Source organism: Candidatus Pantoea floridensis (assembly GCF_900215435.1).
Lineage (GTDB): Bacteria > Pseudomonadota > Gammaproteobacteria > Enterobacterales > Enterobacteriaceae > Pantoea > Pantoea floridensis.
Window position 1 is genome coordinate 1,049,716 of the sequence record NZ_OCMY01000001.1, and the last position, 19,376, is coordinate 1,069,091.

Consider the following 19,376-nt stretch of genomic DNA (forward strand, 5'->3'; position numbering starts at 1 on the left):
CTGTTATCCTCAGAGGGTGCGAAACACCAACAGCAGCAGGCAGGCAAATACCGGCACCGCAGCAGTCAGGCTATCAATACGATCGAGGATACCACCGTGCCCCGGGATCAAGTTACCGCTGTCTTTAATGCCCGCTTCACGTTTGAACATGCTTTCCGTAAGGTCGCCCAGTACCGAAGCCAGCGTGGCAATCACGGCGCAGATAATCAGCGTGCCTGGCGCGATCGACAGTGGCGCTAATAGCGCAAACAGCCAGGCAATAAGGGCAGACGACAGGAGGCCACCAAAGAAACCTTCCCAGGTTTTACCCGGTGAGACTTTAGGTGCCAGTTTATGTTTGCCAAACAAACGACCGAACATATAAGCACCGGAGTCGGCGCCCCAGACAATGAACATAACGAACAGCAGCCACCATGCACCGGCGAAGTGATCGGTATCGTAATGATACTGACGCAGCGCCATCATTCCCCAGAAGAAGGGGATCACGGTGAGGAGACCAAATAGCAGACGCAGCGGACGCGATGAGCGCCACAGCGCCGCAGAGGAGGGATAGAACAGCACTAAAAATAGCGCGACAATCCACCATCCCAGCGCGGCCCAAAGCGAGCCTTCCATCTGGAATTGGTGCAGATTGCGTTGGTAGGGTTGCAGGCTAAAGAGCATTGCGGACAACAACAGGCCGCATAGCACGGCCAGCCAGATACGCTGCTGGCGCGTCTTCATACCCGCCAGCTGCCCCCATTCCCAGGCAGCAAGCATACAGATGATGATGGTGGTGATCGCAAAACCGTACAGCGGTAACCAGAACAGTGCAGCGATCACCAGCGGAATCAAAATTAACGCGGTGATCAGACGAGACTTCAGCAAAGGTTACCCCCAAATTGCTTAGGCGCCGCCTGGTGCAGTACCGCCATAGCGTCGCTCCCGCGTAGAGAATGCATTCAGTGCACCTTCAAAAACGTGTTCATCAAAATCAGGCCAAAGAACATCGGTAAACCAAAACTCAGCATAGGCGATTTGCCACAGCAGGAAGTTGCTAATCCGATGCTCTCCCCCGGTCCTTATCACTAAATCCACTGGCGCCAGCTCCTGCATGCATAGATACGGAGCCAGGCTTTCTTCGGTAATCTGGTCAGGCCGCAGCAAACCTTCCTGCACCTGTTCAGCCAGTTTTCTGGCACCCTGGATAATATCCCAACGGCCGCCATAATTGGCAGCAATGTTAAGAGTTAGTCCATTATTTTGCTGAGTCAGTTCCTCGGCGCGGCGAATGCGTTCCTGAATACGGTTATTGAAACGGCTGATATCACCAATAATGCGTAGACGCACATTGTGTTTGTGCAGGCTTTTGACTTCGCTGTCGAGCGCCCAAACAAACAGCTCCATTAACGCTGTCACTTCCTGAACCGGACGGCTCCAGTTTTCACTGCTGAACGCATACAGCGTAAGCGCTTCCAGTTTATGACTGACCGCGAAGCTAACAGCCCGACGTACTGATTTTACCCCGGCTTTATGGCCTGAAATACGCAGTTTGCCCTGATTTTTTGCCCAGCGACCATTACCATCCATAATGATGGCCACGTGACGTGGCGTGCAGTACGACTCGTCATCGATTGTATTGTGATTGTTGGACGACATAACGCGTAATAATTCCTTTCATCAGAAATGCTGTGGTTTCTGAATACATTGCGCCTGCAGCAAACTCCGGTAAACACACCGGATGACATCGAAACAATGTCGGGCTGTGAAACGCGAGCGAGCGACTATACCATTTTCACCCAGAGCGAACAAATAGCGGGAACTATCAACCTGCTAAACGAAAGCGCGGTAACAATTCATTGGCACGCGCGCGCGCTAACCGATCAATCTCCATCACCTCGTCGATGCTGCCAGGCTCCTGACACGTCAGGGATGCCAGCACTTCGCTGTTGATGGCGGCAATGTCGGTAAAGCGAATCTGGTGCTGCAGAAAAGCCGCAACCGCCACTTCATTCGCTGCATTCAGCGTCGTCGTAGCGGCCTGACCTGTGGCACAGGCATCAATCGCGAGCTTTAGGCAGGGATAGCGCTCGTAGTCCGGTTCGGCAAACGTCAGCGACTTCATTCGAGTGAAGTCGAGCGGCGTTACGCCCGCAGAGATACGTGCTGGCCAAGCCATGCTGTGCGCTATTGGCGTTCGCATATCCGGTGAACCGAGTTGCGCCAGTACACTGCCGTCGCAATAACGCACCATCGAATGGATAACGGACTGCGGATGCAGGATGACCTCCATCTGCGCATCAGTTGCATTAAATAGCCAGCGGGCTTCAATGTATTCAAGACCTTTATTCATCATGGTGGCCGAATCAACGGAGATTTTTCGTCCCATTGACCAGTTCGGATGCGCACATGCCTGATCTGGCGACATCGCGGCTAAATCCGCTAATGGCGTGTCACGAAAAGGACCACCCGATCCCGTAAGGAGAATCGACTCGATGCCATTCCCCCGCAGATCAGCGTACCCCAACTGATGCTGTATGGAAGCGGGTAAACTCTGAAAAATGGCATTGTGCTCGCTATCCACCGGCAGCAACTGCGCCTGATGTTGGCGCACCGCCTCCATAAACAGGCGGCCGCATGTGACAAGCGATTCTTTGTTGGCGAGCAGCACGGTTTTACCGGCGCGAATCGCCGCCAGGGTAGGTTGCAGACCCGAGGCGCCAACAATCGCCGCCATCACCTGATCCACCTCATCTAGCGCAGCCAGTTCGCACGCGGCCTGAACGCCGGAGAGCACTTCGGTATTCACGTTGAGTGCTTTCAGTCGCTCACGCAGCGCCTGTGCGGACGCCTCATCAGACATCGCGGCATAGCGTGGCTGGAATTGCTGGCACTGTTCAGCCATCAACGCCACATTTTGGCCAGCTACCAGCGCAGTTACCTGATACAGCTCAGGATTCGCGGCAACCACTGCCAGCGTACTGGTGCCAATTGAGCCGGTCGATCCCAGCAAAGTTAATCGCTTCATCATGCTATCCCTGTGAAGTCGTGGACTGTGACCGCAACAGCGCCGGACACAATGTAAAACGCCGCCAGAGTCGAATACATCTCGTCTCTGAACGGCGTTTTTAAAAAGAAGATGATGGCGTTAGAAATCCATCAGTTCCTTTTCTTTTTCGGCCAATGCCGCATCCACACTTTTGATGTGCGCATCGGTCATTTTCTGGATCTCGTCCTGCGAACGACGTTCGTCGTCTTCGCTGATCTCTTTGTCTTTCAGCAGCGCTTTGATCTTATCGTTCGCGTCGCGGCGGACGTTACGGACAGATACACGCCCCTGCTCAGCTTCGCCACGGACGATCTTGATCATATCTTTACGACGCTCTTCCGTCAGCGCTGGCAGCGGCACACGAATGTCGCTACCGGCCGAGCTTGGATTCAGGCCCAGATCAGAAGACATGATGGCTTTCTCTACCGCGGCGCTCAGCGAGCGATCAAATACGTTGATTTTCAACGTACGTGAATCCTCTACCGTGACGCTAGCCACCTGACGCAGCGGCGTGGGTGTACCGTAGTAAGGCACCATAATGCCGTCGAGCAGTGAAGGCGAAGCACGACCGGTGCGCACTTTGCTGATGGTGTTTTTGAATGCATCCACACACTTTTCCATGCGCGTGTCTGCATCTTTTTTAATGTCGTTAATCACGTTGAAACCCTTGGATTCGGTTTGACCTGGCCATTTCCGGGCTAACCGGAAGCGGTATCGATAAACATCGATCATCCTAATTGCTGCGCGATGACAGAGCATCGCGGCAAAAGAATATACCTTATTTTAACCTGCGTCGGGTATTAATGCGTAATCAGGGTGCCTTCTTTTTCACCCATCACTACGCGGCGCAGCGCACCAGGCTTGTTCATGTTGAAGACGCGGATAGGCAGTTTATGGTCACGCGCCAGCGTAAACGCCGCGAGATCCATCACTTTAAGCTCTTTATCCAACACTTCTGCATAGCTCAGCTGATCGTACAGCGTTGCATCCGGATTTTTTACCGGATCTTCAGAGTAGACGCCGTCTACTTTGGTGGCTTTCAGTACCACGTCGGCTTCGATTTCGATACCGCGCAGGCAGGCTGCAGAGTCAGTGGTAAAGAACGGGTTGCCGGTACCGGCCGCAAAGATAACGACGCGGTTATTACGCAGCAGGCTGATCGCTTCTGCCCAGCTGTAGTTGTCGCACACGCCATTCAGTGGAATCGCCGACATCAAACGCGCATTGACATACGCACGGTGCAGCGCATCACGCATTGCCAGGCCATTCATTACCGTTGCCAGCATGCCCATATGGTCGCCGACCACACGGTTCATTCCGGCCTGTGCCAGACCTGCGCCACGGAACAGGTTACCGCCACCAATAACCACACCCACCTGGATGCCCAGTTCAACCAGCTCTTTCACCTCTTGCGCCATGCGGTCAAGCACGCTCGCGTCGATACCAAAACCTTCGGCACCTTGCAGTGCTTCGCCACTCAGTTTTAGCAGGATACGTTGATATACAGGTTTTGCGTTGGTCGCCATGGTCGATTCTTCCTGGAAGATATGATGAAAAGGAGAAATAAAATCTGGTCGATCATCCGTAAAGCACGCGAGAAAAGCTATTGGGATGAGACTGAAAGTGCTGTACTAAATTGCAGGCAAAAAAGAACCGCCTTTTGGCGGTTCTTTCAGACCATTAAGACTGTTTGGACATTGCAGCAACTTCTGCTGCGAAGTCAGATTCAACTTTCTCAATGCCTTCGCCCACTTCGAAGCGGATGAAGTTGATGACGTCAGCGTTTTTCTCTTTCAACGCCTGGCCAACAGTTTTGCTTGGGTCGATAACGAAAGCCTGACCGGTCAGAGAAACTTCGCCGGTGAATTTCTTCATGCGGCCTTCAACCATTTTCTCTGCGATCTCTTTTGGCTTGCCAGACTGCATGGCGATGTCCAGCTGAACCTGGTACTCTTTCTCAACCACATCAGCAGACACGTCTTCTGGCTTAACGAATTCTGGCTTGCTTGCAGCGATGTGCATTGCGACTTGCTTGCTCAACTCTTCGTTAGCGCCGGTAGTAGAAACAACGACACCGATGCGTGCGCCGTGCTGATAGCTGTTCAGCTCAGCACCTTCAAGGATAGCAACACGACGGATGTTGATGTTCTCACCGATTTTCGCAACCAGCGCTACGCGTTCTTCTTCGAACTGCGCTTTCAGAGCTTCCACATCGGTAACTTTGCCAGCAGTTGCTGCATCCAGAACTTTGTCAGCAAATGCCTGGAAACCGCCATCTTTAGCAACGAAGTCAGTCTGGCAGTTTACTTCCAGAATAACCGCGTAGCCGTCAGCGATTTTAGTTTTGATCACGCCATCAGCAGCCACGTTGCCTGCTTTCTTAGCAGCTTTGATTGCGCCAGATTTGCGCATGTTCTCAATTGCCAGCTCGATGTCGCCGTTCGCTTCAGTCAGCGCTTTTTTGCAGTCCATCATGCCTGCGCCAGTACGCTCACGCAGTTCTTTTACCAATGCAGCGGTAATATCAGCCATTCCAGAATCCTCGATTCGTCTCTGTGTGTTCACACACTGTCAGAAACTTGTTGCGGAAATTTACTCTGCCCCGCTCTCAAATGTGAGCGTGACAGACTTAGATAAAATAAAGGGGCCTGAACGGCCCCCTTAACAGATAACATCTGATGTCTAAGGGCTCTTAGAAAGAGCGAACCTTATTAAGCTTCAGCAGCTTCTTCAGCCTGCTCAGCCAGATCCTGTGAACGGCCTTCGCGCACGGTAGTGGCAACGGCAGTCAGGTACAGGCTTACAGCACGGATCGCATCGTCGTTACCTGGGATAACGAAGTCCACGCCGTCTGGATCAGAGTTGGTATCAACGATAGCAAATACTGGGATACCCAAGTTGTTTGCTTCTTTGATAGCGATATGCTCGTGATCAGCGTCAACAACGAACAGTGCATCCGGCAGACCGCCCATGTCTTTGATACCGCCCAGGCTGTTTTCCAGCTTGGCCAGTTCGCGAGTGCGCATCAGCGCTTCTTTCTTGGTCAGTTTGTCGAAAGTACCGTCCTGAGACTGAGACTCAAGATCTTTCAGGCGTTTGATTGACTGACGAACGGTTTTCCAGTTAGTCAGCATGCCACCCAACCAGCGATGGTTTACGAAGAACTGGTCGCAGCTCAGAGCTGACTCTTTTACCGCTTCGGCAGCAGCGCGCTTAGTACCAACGATCAGGATCTTACCTTTACGGGAAGAGATCTTTTTCAACTCAGCCAGAGCGTCGTTGAACATTGGCACAGTCTGCTCGAGGTTGATGATGTGAACCTTGTTACGTGCGCCGAAGATGAATGGCTTCATTTTCGGGTTCCAGTAACGGGTCTGGTGACCAAAGTGAACACCAGCCTTGAGCATGTCGCGCATTGAAACAGTTGCCATGATTACCTCTAAAGTTTGATTTGGGGTTGGGCCTCCATGTATCCCATACGACCGACCTCTTTCAAGGCACCCCGGCGTATGTGTCGATACATGTGTGTTTTAGTACACATAATGAGTTTTATGCGTTTCCTGCCAGCCAATAACCTGGCGACAGAGAATCGTCGGCGCGCTTTATACCACAATGCGCAGTAATACGCCAATAGTAGTTAGCGGCGAGAGGCGCAGACAATCCCCATTTGGCAGCCCATTTGCTGGCTGCTAACATGTTTGCCACAGAACTCATTATTGTCGAAAATTTCGACGATTGCGGATTAATTTAATGGCTATTTCAATTAAAACCCCTGAAGAAATCGAAAAAATGCGCGTCGCGGGCCGTCTTGCCGCTGAAGTGCTTGAGATGATTGCGCCGCACGTGGTGCCTGGTGTTACCACCGGTGAACTTGACCGCCTCTGCCACGAACATATTACGCAGAAGCAACAGGCCATTTCCGCTTGCCTGGGTTATCACGGCTTCCCGAAATCAGTCTGTATCTCCGTGAATGAAGTGGTCTGTCACGGTATTCCGAGTGACGATCGCGTGCTGAAAGATGGCGATGTCGTGAACGTCGATGTCACGGTGATCAAAGATGAATATCACGGCGACACCTCAAAGATGTTTATCGTCGGTAAACCGACCATTCAGGGCGAGCGCCTGTGTCGCGTCACGCAGGAAAGTCTGTATATCGCACTGCGTTTGGTAAAACCGGGGATTCGCCTGCGCGAGCTCGGTCGTGCCATTCAGCAGTATGTGGAAGCGCAGGATTTCTCGGTGGTGCGCGAATATTGCGGTCACGGTATCGGCAAAGGCTTCCATGAAGAACCGCAGGTGCTGCATTACGATGCGGACGACAGCGGCGTGGTGCTGCAAGCAGGTATGACCTTCACCATTGAACCGATGGTCAATGCCGGTGATTACCGCATCCGCACCATGAAGGATGGCTGGACCGTGAAAACCAAAGATCGCAGCTTGTCCGCGCAGTATGAGCATACTATTGTGGTCACAGAAAACGGCTGTGAGATTCTGACGCTGCGTGAAGACGACACCATTCCAGCGGTGCTCGAAAACGTCGCGTAATCATCTCCCTGACAGTACCAGGCCGGCTCATAGCCGGCCTTTTTTATGTTTGACGCGTAATGAAGAGGCATGTTGATGAGTGGTAGCGTGACCGAAGCAGTACACAAAGGCCTGACCGATTCCCCCGCCAGCTGGCCCGATGAAGCCCTGACGCGCGACAAGCTCAAACAGTATCTTGAGCAATTCCACCAGCATCTCGGTAGCGCGTTTGATGCGGGCACCGATATCGAATCCCTGATCGATGCGCGCACCCTGTTTATTGACCGCTTACTCCGTCGCCTATGGCGCTTCTTTGGTTTTGATCGGCTGAAAGAGATCGCGCTGGTTGCCGTAGGCGGTTATGGCCGCGGTGAACTGCATCCGCTCTCTGACATTGATGTGCTGATCCTCAGTCGTCAACCGCTGGACGACGCTGCGGCACAGCGCACCAGTGAACTGTTAACGCTGATGTGGGATCTGAAGCTGGAAGTCGGCCACAGTGTGCGCACGTTAGAAGAGTGCTTGCTGGAAGGATTATCCGATCTCACCGTCGCCACTAATCTGATCGAATCGCGCATGCTGACGGGCGACGTGGCGCTGTTTCTCGAGCTGCAAAAGAATATCTTTAGCGATGGTTTCTGGCCATCATCGCGCTTTTTCGCTGCCAAAATTGAAGAGCAGCAGGAACGCCACCAGCGCTATCACGGCACCAGCTATAACCTCGAACCCGACATCAAAAGCAGCCCGGGCGGCCTGCGCGACATTCACACGCTGCAATGGGTGGCGCGTCGTCACTTTGGTGCCACCACCATGGATGAGATGGTTGGTTTCGGCTTTATCACCGAAGCGGAACGCAATGAAATCAATGAGTGTCAGGAGTTCCTGTGGCGCATTCGTTTTGCGCTGCACTTAACGCTGCCGCGCTATGACAATCGCCTGCTGTTCGATCGCCAGCTAACCGTAGCTCAACGTCTCAACTACCTGGGCGAAGTCAACGAGCCGGTTGAGCGCATGATGAAGGACTTTTACCGCGTTACGCGCCGCATCGGCGAACTCAATCAAATGCTGCTGCAGCTGTTTGATGAGGCCATTTTGGCGCTATCGACCACCGAGAAACCACGCAACCTTGATGATGACTTCCAGATTCGCGGTGACTTAATCGATCTGCGCGATCCCTCGCTGTTTGAGCGTGAACCGCAAGCCATCCTGCGCATGTTCTACGTGATGGTGCGTAACGAAAACATCAAAGGCATTTACTCCACCACCCTGCGCCAGCTGCGCTATGCGCGTCGCCATCTGAAACAGCCGCTGTGCCATATTCCTGAAGCGCGTGAAACCTTTATGGCGATACTGCGTCATCCCGGCGCAGTCAAGCGCGCCCTGGTGCCGATGCATCGTCACAGCGTACTGTGGGCCTATACGCCGCTGTGGGGCAATATCGTCGGCCAGATGCAGTTCGATCTGTTCCACGCTTACACCGTTGATGAACACACCATTCGCGTGCTGCAGAAGCTGGAGAGCTTTGCCGATGAAGCCACGCGACCAATGCATCCTCTGTGCGTAGAACTCTGGCCGCGTCTGCCACAGCCGGAACTGCTGCTGATGGCCGCGCTGCTGCATGATATTGCCAAAGGCCGCAATGGCGATCACTCGATTCTCGGCGCGCAGGATGCGCTGGATTTCGCCGAATTACATGGCCTGAACTCCCGTGAAACGCAGCTGGTTGCCTGGCTGGTACGCCATCATCTGTTGATGTCGGTCACCGCACAGCGTCGCGACATTCAGGATCCGACCGTAATTCAGCAGTTCGCCGAAGTGATGCAAAACGAAAACCGTCTGCGTTATCTGGCGTGCCTGACGGTGTCTGATATCTGCGCCACCAATGAAAGCTTGTGGAACAGCTGGAAACAGAGCCTGTTGCGCGAGCTGTTCTTTGCCACCGAAAAACAGCTGCGTCGCGGTATGGAAAATAGCCCGGATCTGCGCGAGCGGGTACGTCACCATCGGCTGCAAGCGCTGGCGCTGCTGCGCATGGAAAACCTCGACGAAGAGCGCCTGCACCATATCTGGAGCCGCTGCCGCGCCGACTATTTCCTGCGCCACACGCCGAATCAGCTCGCCTGGCACGCGCGGCATTTGATTCATCACGATCTCAACAAGCCGCTGGTGCTGGTGAGTCCGCAGGCCACGCGCGGCGGCACCGAAATCTTTATCTGGAGCCCGGATCGCCCGCACCTGTTTGCGGCGGTGGCCGGCGAATTAGATCGTCGCAACCTCAGCGTGCATGATGCGCAAATCTTTACCAGCCGCGACGGCATGGCGATGGATACCTTTATCGTGCTGGAGCCCGATGGCAGCCCACTGGCCGCTGACCGTCATCCAATGATCATTCACGCGCTGGAGCAAGCCATTACGCAAACTGAGTGGGTGCCGCCGCGTACGCGCCGTCAGTCAGCGCGTCTCAAGCATTTCAGCGTGGATACCGAGGTGAATTTTCTGCCGACGCATACCGATCGCCGCAGCTATCTGGAGTTAGTCGCACTCGATCAGCCTGGCTTGCTGGCGCGCGTGGGAGAAGTGTTCGCCGATTTGGGTGTATCGCTGCACGGTGCGCGCATCAGTACAATTGGTGAGCGGGTTGAGGATCTTTTCATCCTGGCCGATAGCGAGCGGCGTGCGCTGGGGGTCGAAATGCGCGATGTGTTGCAACAGAGGTTGACAGAGGCCCTTAATCCAAACGATAAACTCTGACCTGGCTTTCATCGTTCAGGTTGCAGGTGCGTTGGCTTTCCTCGCTCCCCCCGGTCACATACTGATGTATGCTCCCGGGGATTCGCTGCGTCGCCGCCTTCCTGCATCATGAATGATGTTTGCCAGGTAATTTTACTATGTACGCGATCTGGCGTGCATTCCGCTATGACAGAATCAGGAAATAAATATGCAACAGTTACAGAGCGTTATCGAATCTGCCTTTGAGCGCCGCGCCGACATCACGCCATCTAGCGTAGACGGTGCAACCCGTGATGCTATCAACCAGGTTATCGGCCTGCTGGATAGCGGTGAACTGCGCGTGTCTGAAAAGATCAACGGTGAGTGGGTAACGCATCAGTGGCTGAAGAAAGCAGTGCTGTTGTCGTTCCGCATTAACGATAACCAGGTGATGGAAGGTTCTGAAACCCGTTTCTACGACAAAGTGCCGATGAAATTTGCCGGCTGGGACGAAGCGCGCTTCAAAAACGCCGGTTTCCGCGTTGTGCCACCGGCTGCCGTGCGTCAGGGCGCATTCATCGCACGTAACACCGTGCTGATGCCGTCTTACGTCAACATCGGTGCGTACGTCGATGAAGGCACCATGGTAGATACCTGGGCAACCGTGGGTTCATGTGCGCAGATCGGTAAAAACGTCCACCTGTCTGGCGGCGTAGGCATCGGTGGCGTACTGGAGCCGTTGCAGGCAAATCCAACCATCATCGAAGATAACTGCTTCATTGGCGCACGCTCAGAAATCGTTGAAGGCGTGATCGTTGAAGAAGGTTCAGTGATTTCTATGGGTGTTTACATCGGCCAGAGTACCAAAATCTTTGACCGCGAAACCGGCGAAGTGCATTACGGCCGCGTACCGGCGGGTTCGGTGGTGGTTTCCGGCAATCTGCCATCGAAAGATGGTAGCTATAGCCTGTACTGCGCAGTCATTGTGAAGAAAGTGGATGCTAAAACCCTCAGCAAAACAGGCATTAACGAACTGCTGCGCAGCATCGATTAAGTTTATCCTGCCTTAAAATCTTCCTAACGGGCCTGTATTCAGGCCCGTAATTATTTGTTTACACTCCCACCTGAATTACCTGTTTCGCGCCGCGAATTAACCCGTGCGTTTATTTTTCAAACAGTTCATAATCCGCGCCAAGTTAACTCCGGTCGCGCACTGTTCATCCCGGTTTTTGTGTCTACAGTTGATTAAGTATGCCGTAAGCGTTCCGGTTGCCGCGTTTCTGCAGCATCCCGAATGATGATGATAGTCCTGCGCGCTCACTCACTCTTAGATGGAATATAAACGCTATGTACGACAACCTGAAAAGCTTAGGTATCAGCAACCCTGACGACATCGACCGTTACAGCCTGCGTCAGGAAGCTAACAACGACATTCTTAAAATCTACTTCCGCAAAGACAAAGGTGAATTCTTCGCGAAAAGCGTGAAATTCAAATATCCGCGTCAGCGCAAAACCGTCGTCGCCGATCACACCAGCCAGGGTTACAAAGAAGTGCAGGAAATCAGCCCGAACCTGCGTTATGTGATTGATGAGCTGGACCAGATTTGCCAGCGCGATCAGGTTGAAGTGGATCTGAAACGTAAAATTCTGGCGGATCTGCGTCATCTGGAAAGCGTCGTGTCAAATAAGATCGCGGAGATCGAATCTGACCTCGACCAGCTGACTCGCAACGGTCGTTGATTTTAGCGTGTTTGATAAGAGGCCAGCCGATGCTGGCCTTTTTTATGGCTGCTGAAAAGGCAGCGAAAGCAGCCAGGTATCGCGCTGCGCCTGCATCACCGCTCCCTTGCTCTTTTTATCTGTCGACCAGTGCGCCTGCGCGATCCACTGCTGATAACGGGGCTGCTGCAAACTGTTGTCGGCGATAGACAGTAATGGGATCAGCCGCTGGCTCACCCGATCGCGGTTTTTCCACGGCCAGGCTTTTTGCTCATCGCTATACGGCGCTATAGCATCCAGCGCATCCAGCAACGATCCGCTTTGCTGGCGGCTATGCCATAAATCACCCAGCCCCGCTTTGCTGGCCAACTGCGCCATTGCGGTCAGCGCCTGCAAATTAAAATAGCTGTAATGGAACGATCGCGTACGTGCCAGCTCGGCTGGCTGGCTACCATCAGCACGAATTTGCGTGGCAATTTTGCTGCGCGCCAGCTGCACCATCGCGGTTACCGTTGCACGATCGTCCAGATACCACGCGATCCCGGCCACCTGCGTGCAATACCAGCTGCCATGGTTATTTTCCGCCGCCGCTTCCTCAAGCGCCAGCGGGCTGTGCTGTAGCCAATGCAGATAATCAGTAAACCACTGCCGCATCGCCTTTTCATCTGCTGGCTGCCAGCCCGGCGCGGCGCGCAACAGCGTCAATGCATCCACCACACGCGTGGCAAAATAGCGCCCATCCAGTACGCCATCATGACGACCAGCGGACCGGCCTGGTATGCCTTGCGCAAAATTAAGATTGGGATTCATCCGGCTAGCGGGCTCGATAAACCAGTGGCGCATCATCGCCAGCGCTTTATCGGCATAGCGTCGATCGCCGGAGAAGTACCAGGCCAGCGTCAACGCCTGAAAGTCAGCGGTAAAACGCGCCAGGCGCACGCCATCGCTTTGCGCGTTTTTACTGGCGGGATTGACTTCGCCATCGCGGCGCTGCCAAGGCAGGCCATCCGCCTTGCTGGCGTCCGGCCACCAGTAGGCGCTTAAACTTAAATAATCCTGCTTTGAACCGCTGGGTGGCAGCATGCCCTTATCGGTAACGCTGGGATTAGGGTGTTTCAGCGCCTTATCCGCCTGCTGTTGCAGTTGCTGCCAGCTATCGAGCGTGGGCGCCGCAGCCTGGTGTTGTGCGAGCTGCTGCTTCACCCGCTGAAGATCGGATAAGGAGAGGAAAGCCGGATCGTTGGCAAAACTTAGTGCACTACAAACCCACAACAGCAGAATCCAGGCGTTCTTCATCAACTTTGCTCATCCAGTTGTAACGCCACGTACAGCAGCAAACGATCGTCAAAGTTGCCCAGATCGAGTCCGGTCAGTTCAGAGATACGATTGAGGCGATACTCCAGCGTATTGCGGTGAATAAATAGCGCGCGCGCCGTCGCGCTGGGCTGTACATTATGACTGAACCATGCCACCAGCGTACGTCGCAGCAAACCATTGTTATCCATGCTTTTTAGTTTAGCCAGCGGGCGCGCCAGTTCGTTGGCTTGCCAGCCGCCGCGCAAACTGTCGAGCAGTACCGGCAGCACCAGATCCTGATAAAAATAACTGCGCTGCTCCGGCATACGCTGCTTCCCCACCATCATGGTGGTACGCGCCGTGCGATACGAACGCGCAATACTGCCAGGACCGGTGAAATAGTTACCGAGCGCAATACGCATGCGCACCTGGCCACTCTCTTTCATACGTTGCAGCAGTTGATCAACGCGACGTCGATGGTCGTCCTGATCGTAGCGACCATGCGCATTGAGCGCCGGTTTCAGCACCACCATTTCGGTGAGTGAGACAATGGCAATCAGATTGTCGCGCTCAGGCGTCGTCAGCAAGGTTTGCAGTTGCTGCAATTCTGACATGGCGCTATCCACGCCAAGCTGGCCGCTATCAACCTCAACCACCGCCACCACACGCGGCTGATTGAGATCGATGCCAAGCCGCTGTGCCCATTCACTCAGTGCCGGTGAAAGGGTTTCACTGCGCACCAGATTCAGGACCAGCTCTTCACGTAGTCGACTGTCTTGCGCCAGCATATGCAGTAAGCGAGCCTGCTCGAGCATCATTTCAGCGGTCATGCACACCAATTCACCGTAGTGACGCAGCGTTGCTGGCTGCCCGGTTAAACCGATAACGCCAACGATTTCGCCATCAATCCGCAGCGGTAAATTAATACCGGGACGTACCCCGTGCAGGTGTTTTGCTACGGCTTCGTCGATGTCCACCACGCGGCCTTGTGACAGCACCAGCAGTGCTCCTTCGTGCAATTCGCCAATACGCTCACGATCGCCACTGCCGATAATACGACCACGCGCATCCATCACGTTGACGTTGCTATCAATAATTTGCATCGTGCGCGCAACAATATCCTGAGCCAGTCGCGCATCGAGATGATAGGTGGCCATCAATCACTCCGAAGATAAGGACGAACGGACAGAATACGCATCCGTAATCGCGCTGACATTGTGCAACTGCCCATAGCCGAAGGGAGAATGCCGAATATGCGGCGGCCGTCACATTCAGTACCGGGCATTTGCACAGGCATTAAAAAGGCGAGCCTAAGCTCGCCTCTCATTTACTGCCTGAAACTTACTGCATCAGCAGATACAGGCTACTATCACCACGCTGTACATTCAGTGCCAGTACGGAAGGTTTAGTGTCGAGAACTTTGCGCAGCTCGCCAAGATTGGCCACCGCTTGCTGGTTCACGCCTAAAATCACGTCACCTTTTTTCAGACCAATACGCGCCGCTGCACTTCCCGCCTTCACGTTATCGACGCGCACGCCTTTCTGGCCGTTACTGTCGATGTTGCTGAGATCGGCACCTTCAATGCCGGTGTAAATGGTGGCGGACTGTACTTTGTCCTGCGAGCTCTGCTGCAGTTCAACCGTAACGCTCACAGGTTTCCCCTCACGCAGCAGGCCCAATTGCAACTTGGTGCCTACCGGCAGCGAACCAACTTCCGCACGCAGCGCGGCGAAGCTGGTCAATGCTTTGCCATTCATTGACACCACGACGTCGCCGGCTTTCACACCCGCTTTAGCGGCGGCTGAGTTTGGCAGCACCTGACTAACGAAGGCACCGCGCTGTGCGTCGACTTTCATCGCTTTCGCCAGTTCGGAATTCAGCTCGGTACCCATAATGCCCAGCTCGCCACGTTTCACCTGGCCATATTCCACCATCTGCGCCGTCAGGTTTTTCACCATTGAGCTTGGGATAGCAAAGCCGATGCCGATGTTGCCACCGTCCGGCGCCAGAATCGCGGTGTTAATACCGATCAGTTCACCATTCAGGTTAACCAGTGCGCCACCGGAGTTGCCGCGGTTAATGGCCGCATCGGTCTGGATAAAGTTCTCATAATTCTCAACGTTCAGGCCGCTACGGCCCAGCGCTGAAACAATCCCCGACGTGACGGTTTCGCCGAGGCCGTAGGGGTTACCAATCGCGACGGTGTAATCTCCGACACGCAGATCGTCAGAATTGGCAATCTTAATCGCCGTAAGATTTTTGGCGTCCTGCAGCTGAATCAGTGCGATATCAGACTGCGGATCTTTGCCGATCACTTTGGCGTCGTAGCGACGACCATCGCTCAGCTGAACCTGAATTTTGGTGGCGTTATCCACAACGTGGTTGTTAGTCACCACATAGCCTTTGTCGGCGTTGATCACGACGCCAGAACCCAGCGCGCGGAATTGCTGTTTCTGCGCGTTAGCCCCGCCATCGGCGCCACCGTCACCCCCGCCGTTCTGGCACATGGGCGAACTCTGGAAAGGTGAGCCGTCCTGGCAGAAGGGTGAATTATCACCAAAGAATTGCTGGAACTGCTGCGGCATGCGCGGCGTTTTCACCGTGGTGCTGCCTTCAACGCTGATACTCACTACGGAAGGCATGACTTTTTCCAGCATCGGTGCCAGGCTTGGCAACTGTTGGCTCGAGGAAGACGCCGTCTCCGCCGCGAACGCACTCACAGGGCTCAATGCCATGCCAAGACTCAGCGCCAGCGCACTTAACATTAAGGTGCTTTTTTTCATTTTTCTCTGTCTCTCTAAGATTTAGGGCAGACCATTGCTGTGGCCGTGATGATGAGATTAAGTTTGTAGCGCGAAGTTCCTAATAAAGTTTTAGGGAAAGGTAAAAAATTGTTCTTCATCTTTACAAAACTCCGCTTATTCAACCGCCATTAAACGGCGATATTCATCCCATGCATAATTGTCCGTCATTCCACTAATGTAATCCTGAATCAGGCGTGCACGATAATAGCGTTCCCACAACAAACGCTCATATTTATGCTCAACAATTAATGCACGCATGTGCTGTTGATACGCTTTGCGATGTTTTCCAGAGAGCTTATGAAACAACCGCGTTTCAATAGGATGCTTTGCCAGAAAATCCTCGTTCATCAGGGTGGTGAATTGTTCATAATCCAGTAGCAGCAAAGATTGATATATCTCAAGCAATCCTTTAATTACGCGATACCCCTGTAATTCTAACTGCTCAACTTCCGGATGATTAAATACGTGCTGGCGCGCGACGGTCTTAAATAATTTAAGCAAACGCCCTTCTTCACCATCATCTTCCAGCAATGCATGATTAAAATCCCCTTCATAAATCGCAGGAAGGTTATCGATAAAACGACGTACCGCATGGCTCACTAATACGTTTTGCACATTAACCCGTAGCGACATAAAGAATTGATCGCTAATGCTGCGACGTTTTTTCTGATTAGCCTCTTTCCAGGCATCACCAATGGTGCGGCTGAATACATCGCCATTTTTTACCGGCCCCCACGCCTCAATGAGATGCTTATACAACGTTTCAACATGGAAAATATCTTTTTCTACGGCGTCATCCAGGTCGGCAATACAATAAGAGATGTCATCAGCGGCTTCCATTATCCAGGTCAGCGGAAAACGGTGATGTTCTTTAATATTCGTCGCCTCACGCAGCTCAGCTACATATTCCCGCTCTGATAAGTAGAAACCCGGCTTTTTCATTAGAACGCTGAATGCCTCAGGTTTATCTCCCTGCCACCAGGCAGGCGCGGTGTATTTCAGAATACAGGCGACCTGTGCATAGCTAAGATTAAGCTGCAGCAGCGTATGCACCAGACGAATGGCTTGCGCATTGCCTTCAAAATTGCACAAATCCTGACGAATCATGGCATTTAATTGGTCAAACGCTGAGCGTTCGGCCTCATCGGCAACGCCCGCTACCAGCGGGTCGACGAGCTCGGCAGACAAATTATCGTCGAACCAGTCATTGATCGCTGCTTCACCAAAATGTCCAAATGGCGGATTGCCGACATCGTGCAGCAGACAAGCCATCTCAATCAGGCTTTCAAATGCCCCTTCAAACTCATCCAACCCATAATTGGCCAGCCCGCCGCCCTGCGTTTTCAGCGCTTGCAGAATCTCTTTGGTGATATAGCGTCCGGTTTGCTGCACTTCCAGCGAGTGTGTCAGACGCGAACGTACCGCAGCATTCCTTTCAAGCGGGAAAACCTGGGTTTTCTGTTGCAGACGCCGAATCGCAGCGGAATTAATAATGCGCCCGCGATCGCTTTCAAAGTGGCGCGTAATAAAGTATTCCCCTTCGGGATCTTTGCGGCTGGTATAAGGGCGGGTGAAACTGATCTTCTTCCTGAAATTGATCGTCGCCATAATTACCCCTTATTTTTTCGTGAATTCTTCCTCAATCAGCCATGTTAGACTATGCCTCACTTTTGCGGGCTACATCCATTAAATTAGCGAGATTGTTATGAAAGTAGGCATTATTGGCGCGATGGAGCAGGAAGTTACCCTGCTGCGTGACAAAATTGAAAACCGTCAGACGCTGACGCTGGCTGGCTGCGAAATTTACACCGGCACGCTGAACGGTGTTGAAGTGGCACTGCTGAAATCAGGCATTGGTAAAGTCGCTGCCGCGCTGGGTACCACCCTGCTGCTTGAGCTGTGCAAGCCGAATGTCGTGATCAATACCGGTTCCGCGGGTGGATTAGCGCCGACGCTGAAAGTAGGCGATATCGTGGTTTCAGATGAAGTGCGCTACCACGATGCTGATGTTACCGCCTTCGGTTACGCGCCAGGCCAGATGGCCGGCTGTCCGGCAGCGTTCGTCGCGGATAGCAAACTGATTACCGCCGCTGAGCAGGTAATAAAGCAACTCGACCTCAACGCGGTGCGTGGCTTAGTGGTGAGCGGTGATGCGTTTATCAACGGGGCTGAACCACTGGCGCGCATTCGTAATACCTTCCCGCAGGCAATTGCCGTAGAAATGGAAGCGACCGCGATTGGCCACGTTTGCCATCAGTTCAAGGTACCATTTGTGGTAGTGCGAGCCATTTCTGACGTTGCCGATCAGGAATCACACCTGAGCTTCGACGAGTTTCTCAGCGTTGCGGCGAAACAATCTTCCCTGATGGTAGAAAACCTGCTGGTTCAACTGGCGCGTGGCTAAATATGTGCTGCTGGGGCTATTGCTGCTGTGCAATAGCCTGCTTGCCGCTGCGCCGCGGGTTGTCACCCTTTCACCGCATCTTACCGAGTTGGCCTTCGCCGCTGGCATTACGCCGGTAGCGGTCAGCGCCTACTCTGATTATCCCGCCCAGGCCAACGGGCTGGAGCAGGTGGCGAACTGGCAAGGCATCAAGGTGGAGCGCATTCTGCAACTCAAGCCGGACGTAGTGCTGGCGTGGCGCGGTGGCAATCCACAGCGGCAAATCGAACAGCTGCAACGTTTCGGCATTAAAGTTGAGTGGATCGATCCGCAAACCATCGATCAAATGATTGATGCGCTGGCGGCGTTACAGCAGTGGAGTCCGCGGCCGCAGCAGGCCATTGATGCGGCGCAAGCGTTGCGGAAACAGGAAGCGGAATTACGACAGCAGTATCAGCAAAGCACGCCGGTTCCGCTGTTTCTGCAGTTTGGCCAGCAGCCGCTGTTTACGGCTTCACGTAATACTCTGCAAAATCAGGTCATTGAGCTGTGTGGTGAGAAGAACATTTTTGCCGATAGCAGCGTGAGCTGGCCGCAGGTGAGCCGTGAACAGGTGCTGATGCGCCATCCGCAGGTGATTGTGATGGGGGGAGACGCTGCACACGCCGTCAGCATTGCCAGATTCTGGCAGCCCCAGCTCAATGTGCCGGTGATCGCCATCAATGATGATTGGTTAAGTCGCCCCGGTCCACGTATGCTGCTGGCAGCAAAACAGCTGTGTACAGCTTTACATCCGACGAAAAAAAATACCGAAAAAGAGTAAAGATTCGGCAAAAATTGTCGAAAATCAGAATACAAGGCACTGCAGCCACGTATGCTCTGTGCCCCTTTAGCGCGTAGCGCAATTTTGTC

17 protein-coding genes are annotated in these 19,376 nt (G+C 53.4%); 6 read left to right on the forward strand and 11 right to left on the reverse strand.

Annotation, left to right across the window (positions count from 1 at the left end; all coding sequences use genetic code 11):
- Positions 1-9: 9 nt before the first annotated feature.
- From cdsA to rpsB, 7 genes are all read right to left on the reverse strand, one after another.
- Positions 10-867, reverse strand: a complete 858-nt coding sequence (gene cdsA / locus CRO19_RS05035; protein ID WP_097094873.1) for a phosphatidate cytidylyltransferase — start codon at positions 865-867, stop codon at positions 10-12.
- A gap of 18 nt (positions 868-885) precedes the next feature.
- Complete coding sequence (gene ispU / locus CRO19_RS05040) at positions 886-1,638, reverse strand: (2E,6E)-farnesyl-diphosphate-specific ditrans,polycis-undecaprenyl-diphosphate synthase (RefSeq protein WP_097094874.1); 753 nt, start codon at positions 1,636-1,638, stop codon at positions 886-888.
- Between the two features lie 166 nt (positions 1,639-1,804).
- On the reverse strand, positions 1,805-3,007 hold the full coding sequence (gene ispC, locus CRO19_RS05045) for a 1-deoxy-D-xylulose-5-phosphate reductoisomerase (RefSeq protein ID WP_176519198.1): 1,203 nt from the start codon (positions 3,005-3,007) through the stop codon (positions 1,805-1,807).
- A 120-nt stretch (positions 3,008-3,127) separates the two neighbouring features.
- Positions 3,128-3,685: a ribosome recycling factor gene (gene frr / locus CRO19_RS05050; protein WP_097097592.1), complete on the reverse strand. Its 558-nt coding sequence runs from the start codon at positions 3,683-3,685 to the stop codon at positions 3,128-3,130.
- A gap of 143 nt (positions 3,686-3,828) precedes the next feature.
- Complete coding sequence (gene pyrH, locus CRO19_RS05055; RefSeq protein WP_007893903.1) at positions 3,829-4,554, reverse strand: UMP kinase; 726 nt, start codon at positions 4,552-4,554, stop codon at positions 3,829-3,831.
- Between the two features lie 154 nt (positions 4,555-4,708).
- On the reverse strand, positions 4,709-5,560 hold the full coding sequence (tsf, locus tag CRO19_RS05060; RefSeq protein WP_097094876.1) for a translation elongation factor Ts: 852 nt from the start codon (positions 5,558-5,560) through the stop codon (positions 4,709-4,711).
- Positions 5,561-5,739: 179 nt separating this feature from the next.
- A complete protein-coding gene (gene rpsB, locus CRO19_RS05065; RefSeq protein ID WP_007893898.1) occupies positions 5,740-6,459 on the reverse strand; it encodes a 30S ribosomal protein S2 in 720 nt (239 codons plus the stop codon).
- Positions 6,460-6,778: 319 nt separating this feature from the next.
- Between rpsB and map the strand changes: the two genes are divergently transcribed.
- The 4 genes from map (at position 6,779) to CRO19_RS05085 (ending at position 12,001) form a co-directional block, all read left to right on the forward strand.
- On the forward strand, positions 6,779-7,573 hold the full coding sequence (gene map / locus CRO19_RS05070; RefSeq protein WP_097094877.1) for a type I methionyl aminopeptidase: 795 nt from the start codon (positions 6,779-6,781) through the stop codon (positions 7,571-7,573).
- 75 nt (positions 7,574-7,648) lie between these two features.
- Positions 7,649-10,303 carry a bifunctional uridylyltransferase/uridylyl-removing protein GlnD gene (gene glnD, locus CRO19_RS05075; RefSeq protein WP_097097593.1) on the forward strand — a complete coding sequence of 885 codons (2,655 nt, stop codon included), beginning with the start codon at positions 7,649-7,651 and terminating at the stop codon, positions 10,301-10,303.
- A 187-nt stretch (positions 10,304-10,490) separates the two neighbouring features.
- Positions 10,491-11,315, forward strand: a complete 825-nt coding sequence (dapD, locus tag CRO19_RS05080) for a 2,3,4,5-tetrahydropyridine-2,6-dicarboxylate N-succinyltransferase (RefSeq protein ID WP_049851491.1) — start codon at positions 10,491-10,493, stop codon at positions 11,313-11,315.
- A 293-nt stretch (positions 11,316-11,608) separates the two neighbouring features.
- A complete protein-coding gene (locus tag CRO19_RS05085) occupies positions 11,609-12,001 on the forward strand; it encodes a DUF3461 family protein (protein ID WP_097094878.1) in 393 nt (130 codons plus the stop codon).
- A gap of 42 nt (positions 12,002-12,043) precedes the next feature.
- Here the strand turns inward: CRO19_RS05085 and CRO19_RS05090 are convergent, their stop codons facing one another.
- The 4 genes from CRO19_RS05090 to dgt all read right to left on the reverse strand — a co-directional run bounded on the left by CRO19_RS05090 (position 12,044) and on the right by dgt (position 17,689).
- The gene (locus tag CRO19_RS05090) at positions 12,044-13,276 is read right to left on the reverse strand and encodes an alginate lyase family protein (RefSeq protein WP_097094879.1); all 1,233 of its coding nucleotides are present in this window, start codon (positions 13,274-13,276) and stop codon (positions 12,044-12,046) included.
- Complete coding sequence (locus CRO19_RS05095; RefSeq protein WP_097094880.1) at positions 13,276-14,433, reverse strand: CdaR family transcriptional regulator; 1,158 nt, start codon at positions 14,431-14,433, stop codon at positions 13,276-13,278. Before CRO19_RS05095 ends, CRO19_RS05090 begins: the two co-directional genes overlap by 1 nt.
- Before the next feature lie 184 nt (positions 14,434-14,617).
- Positions 14,618-16,060: a serine endoprotease DegP gene (gene degP, locus CRO19_RS05100; RefSeq protein ID WP_097094881.1), complete on the reverse strand. Its 1,443-nt coding sequence runs from the start codon at positions 16,058-16,060 to the stop codon at positions 14,618-14,620.
- 135 nt (positions 16,061-16,195) lie between these two features.
- Entirely contained in the window at positions 16,196-17,689 is a 1,494-nt protein-coding gene (dgt, locus tag CRO19_RS05105; RefSeq protein ID WP_097094882.1) for a dGTPase, read from the reverse strand.
- A gap of 97 nt (positions 17,690-17,786) precedes the next feature.
- On the opposite strand from dgt, the gene mtnN reads away from it, so the two are divergent.
- A complete protein-coding gene (mtnN, locus tag CRO19_RS05110; protein WP_097094883.1) occupies positions 17,787-18,485 on the forward strand; it encodes a 5'-methylthioadenosine/S-adenosylhomocysteine nucleosidase in 699 nt (232 codons plus the stop codon).
- Entirely contained in the window at positions 18,478-19,287 is an 810-nt protein-coding gene (btuF, locus tag CRO19_RS05115; RefSeq protein WP_097094884.1) for a vitamin B12 ABC transporter substrate-binding protein BtuF, read from the forward strand. Before mtnN ends, btuF begins: the two co-directional genes overlap by 8 nt.
- Positions 19,288-19,376 lie beyond the last annotated feature (89 nt).

Excerpts from the sequence above, each read along its gene's own strand:
- ispC (WP_176519198.1), bottom strand. The coding sequence starts at position 3,007 with ATGAAGCGATTAACTTTGCTGGGATCGACCGGCTCAATTGGCACCAGT.
- dapD (WP_049851491.1), top strand. The coding sequence starts at position 10,491 with ATGCAACAGTTACAGAGCGTTATCGAATCTGCCTTTGAGCGCCGCGCC.
- pyrH (WP_007893903.1), bottom strand. The coding sequence starts at position 4,554 with ATGGCGACCAACGCAAAACCTGTATATCAACGTATCCTGCTAAAACTG.
- mtnN (WP_097094883.1), top strand. The coding sequence starts at position 17,787 with ATGAAAGTAGGCATTATTGGCGCGATGGAGCAGGAAGTTACCCTGCTG.
- glnD (WP_097097593.1), top strand. The coding sequence starts at position 7,649 with ATGAGTGGTAGCGTGACCGAAGCAGTACACAAAGGCCTGACCGATTCC.
- CRO19_RS05090 (WP_097094879.1), bottom strand. The coding sequence starts at position 13,276 with ATGAAGAACGCCTGGATTCTGCTGTTGTGGGTTTGTAGTGCACTAAGT.
- rpsB (WP_007893898.1), bottom strand. The coding sequence starts at position 6,459 with ATGGCAACTGTTTCAATGCGCGACATGCTCAAGGCTGGTGTTCACTTT.
- tsf (WP_097094876.1), bottom strand. The coding sequence starts at position 5,560 with ATGGCTGATATTACCGCTGCATTGGTAAAAGAACTGCGTGAGCGTACT.
- CRO19_RS05095 (WP_097094880.1), bottom strand. The coding sequence starts at position 14,433 with ATGGCCACCTATCATCTCGATGCGCGACTGGCTCAGGATATTGTTGCG.
- ispU (WP_097094874.1), bottom strand. The coding sequence starts at position 1,638 with ATGTCGTCCAACAATCACAATACAATCGATGACGAGTCGTACTGCACG.
- map (WP_097094877.1), top strand. The coding sequence starts at position 6,779 with ATGGCTATTTCAATTAAAACCCCTGAAGAAATCGAAAAAATGCGCGTC.
- degP (WP_097094881.1), bottom strand. The coding sequence starts at position 16,060 with ATGAAAAAAAGCACCTTAATGTTAAGTGCGCTGGCGCTGAGTCTTGGC.
- dgt (WP_097094882.1), bottom strand. The coding sequence starts at position 17,689 with ATGGCGACGATCAATTTCAGGAAGAAGATCAGTTTCACCCGCCCTTAT.
- CRO19_RS05085 (WP_097094878.1), top strand. The coding sequence starts at position 11,609 with ATGTACGACAACCTGAAAAGCTTAGGTATCAGCAACCCTGACGACATC.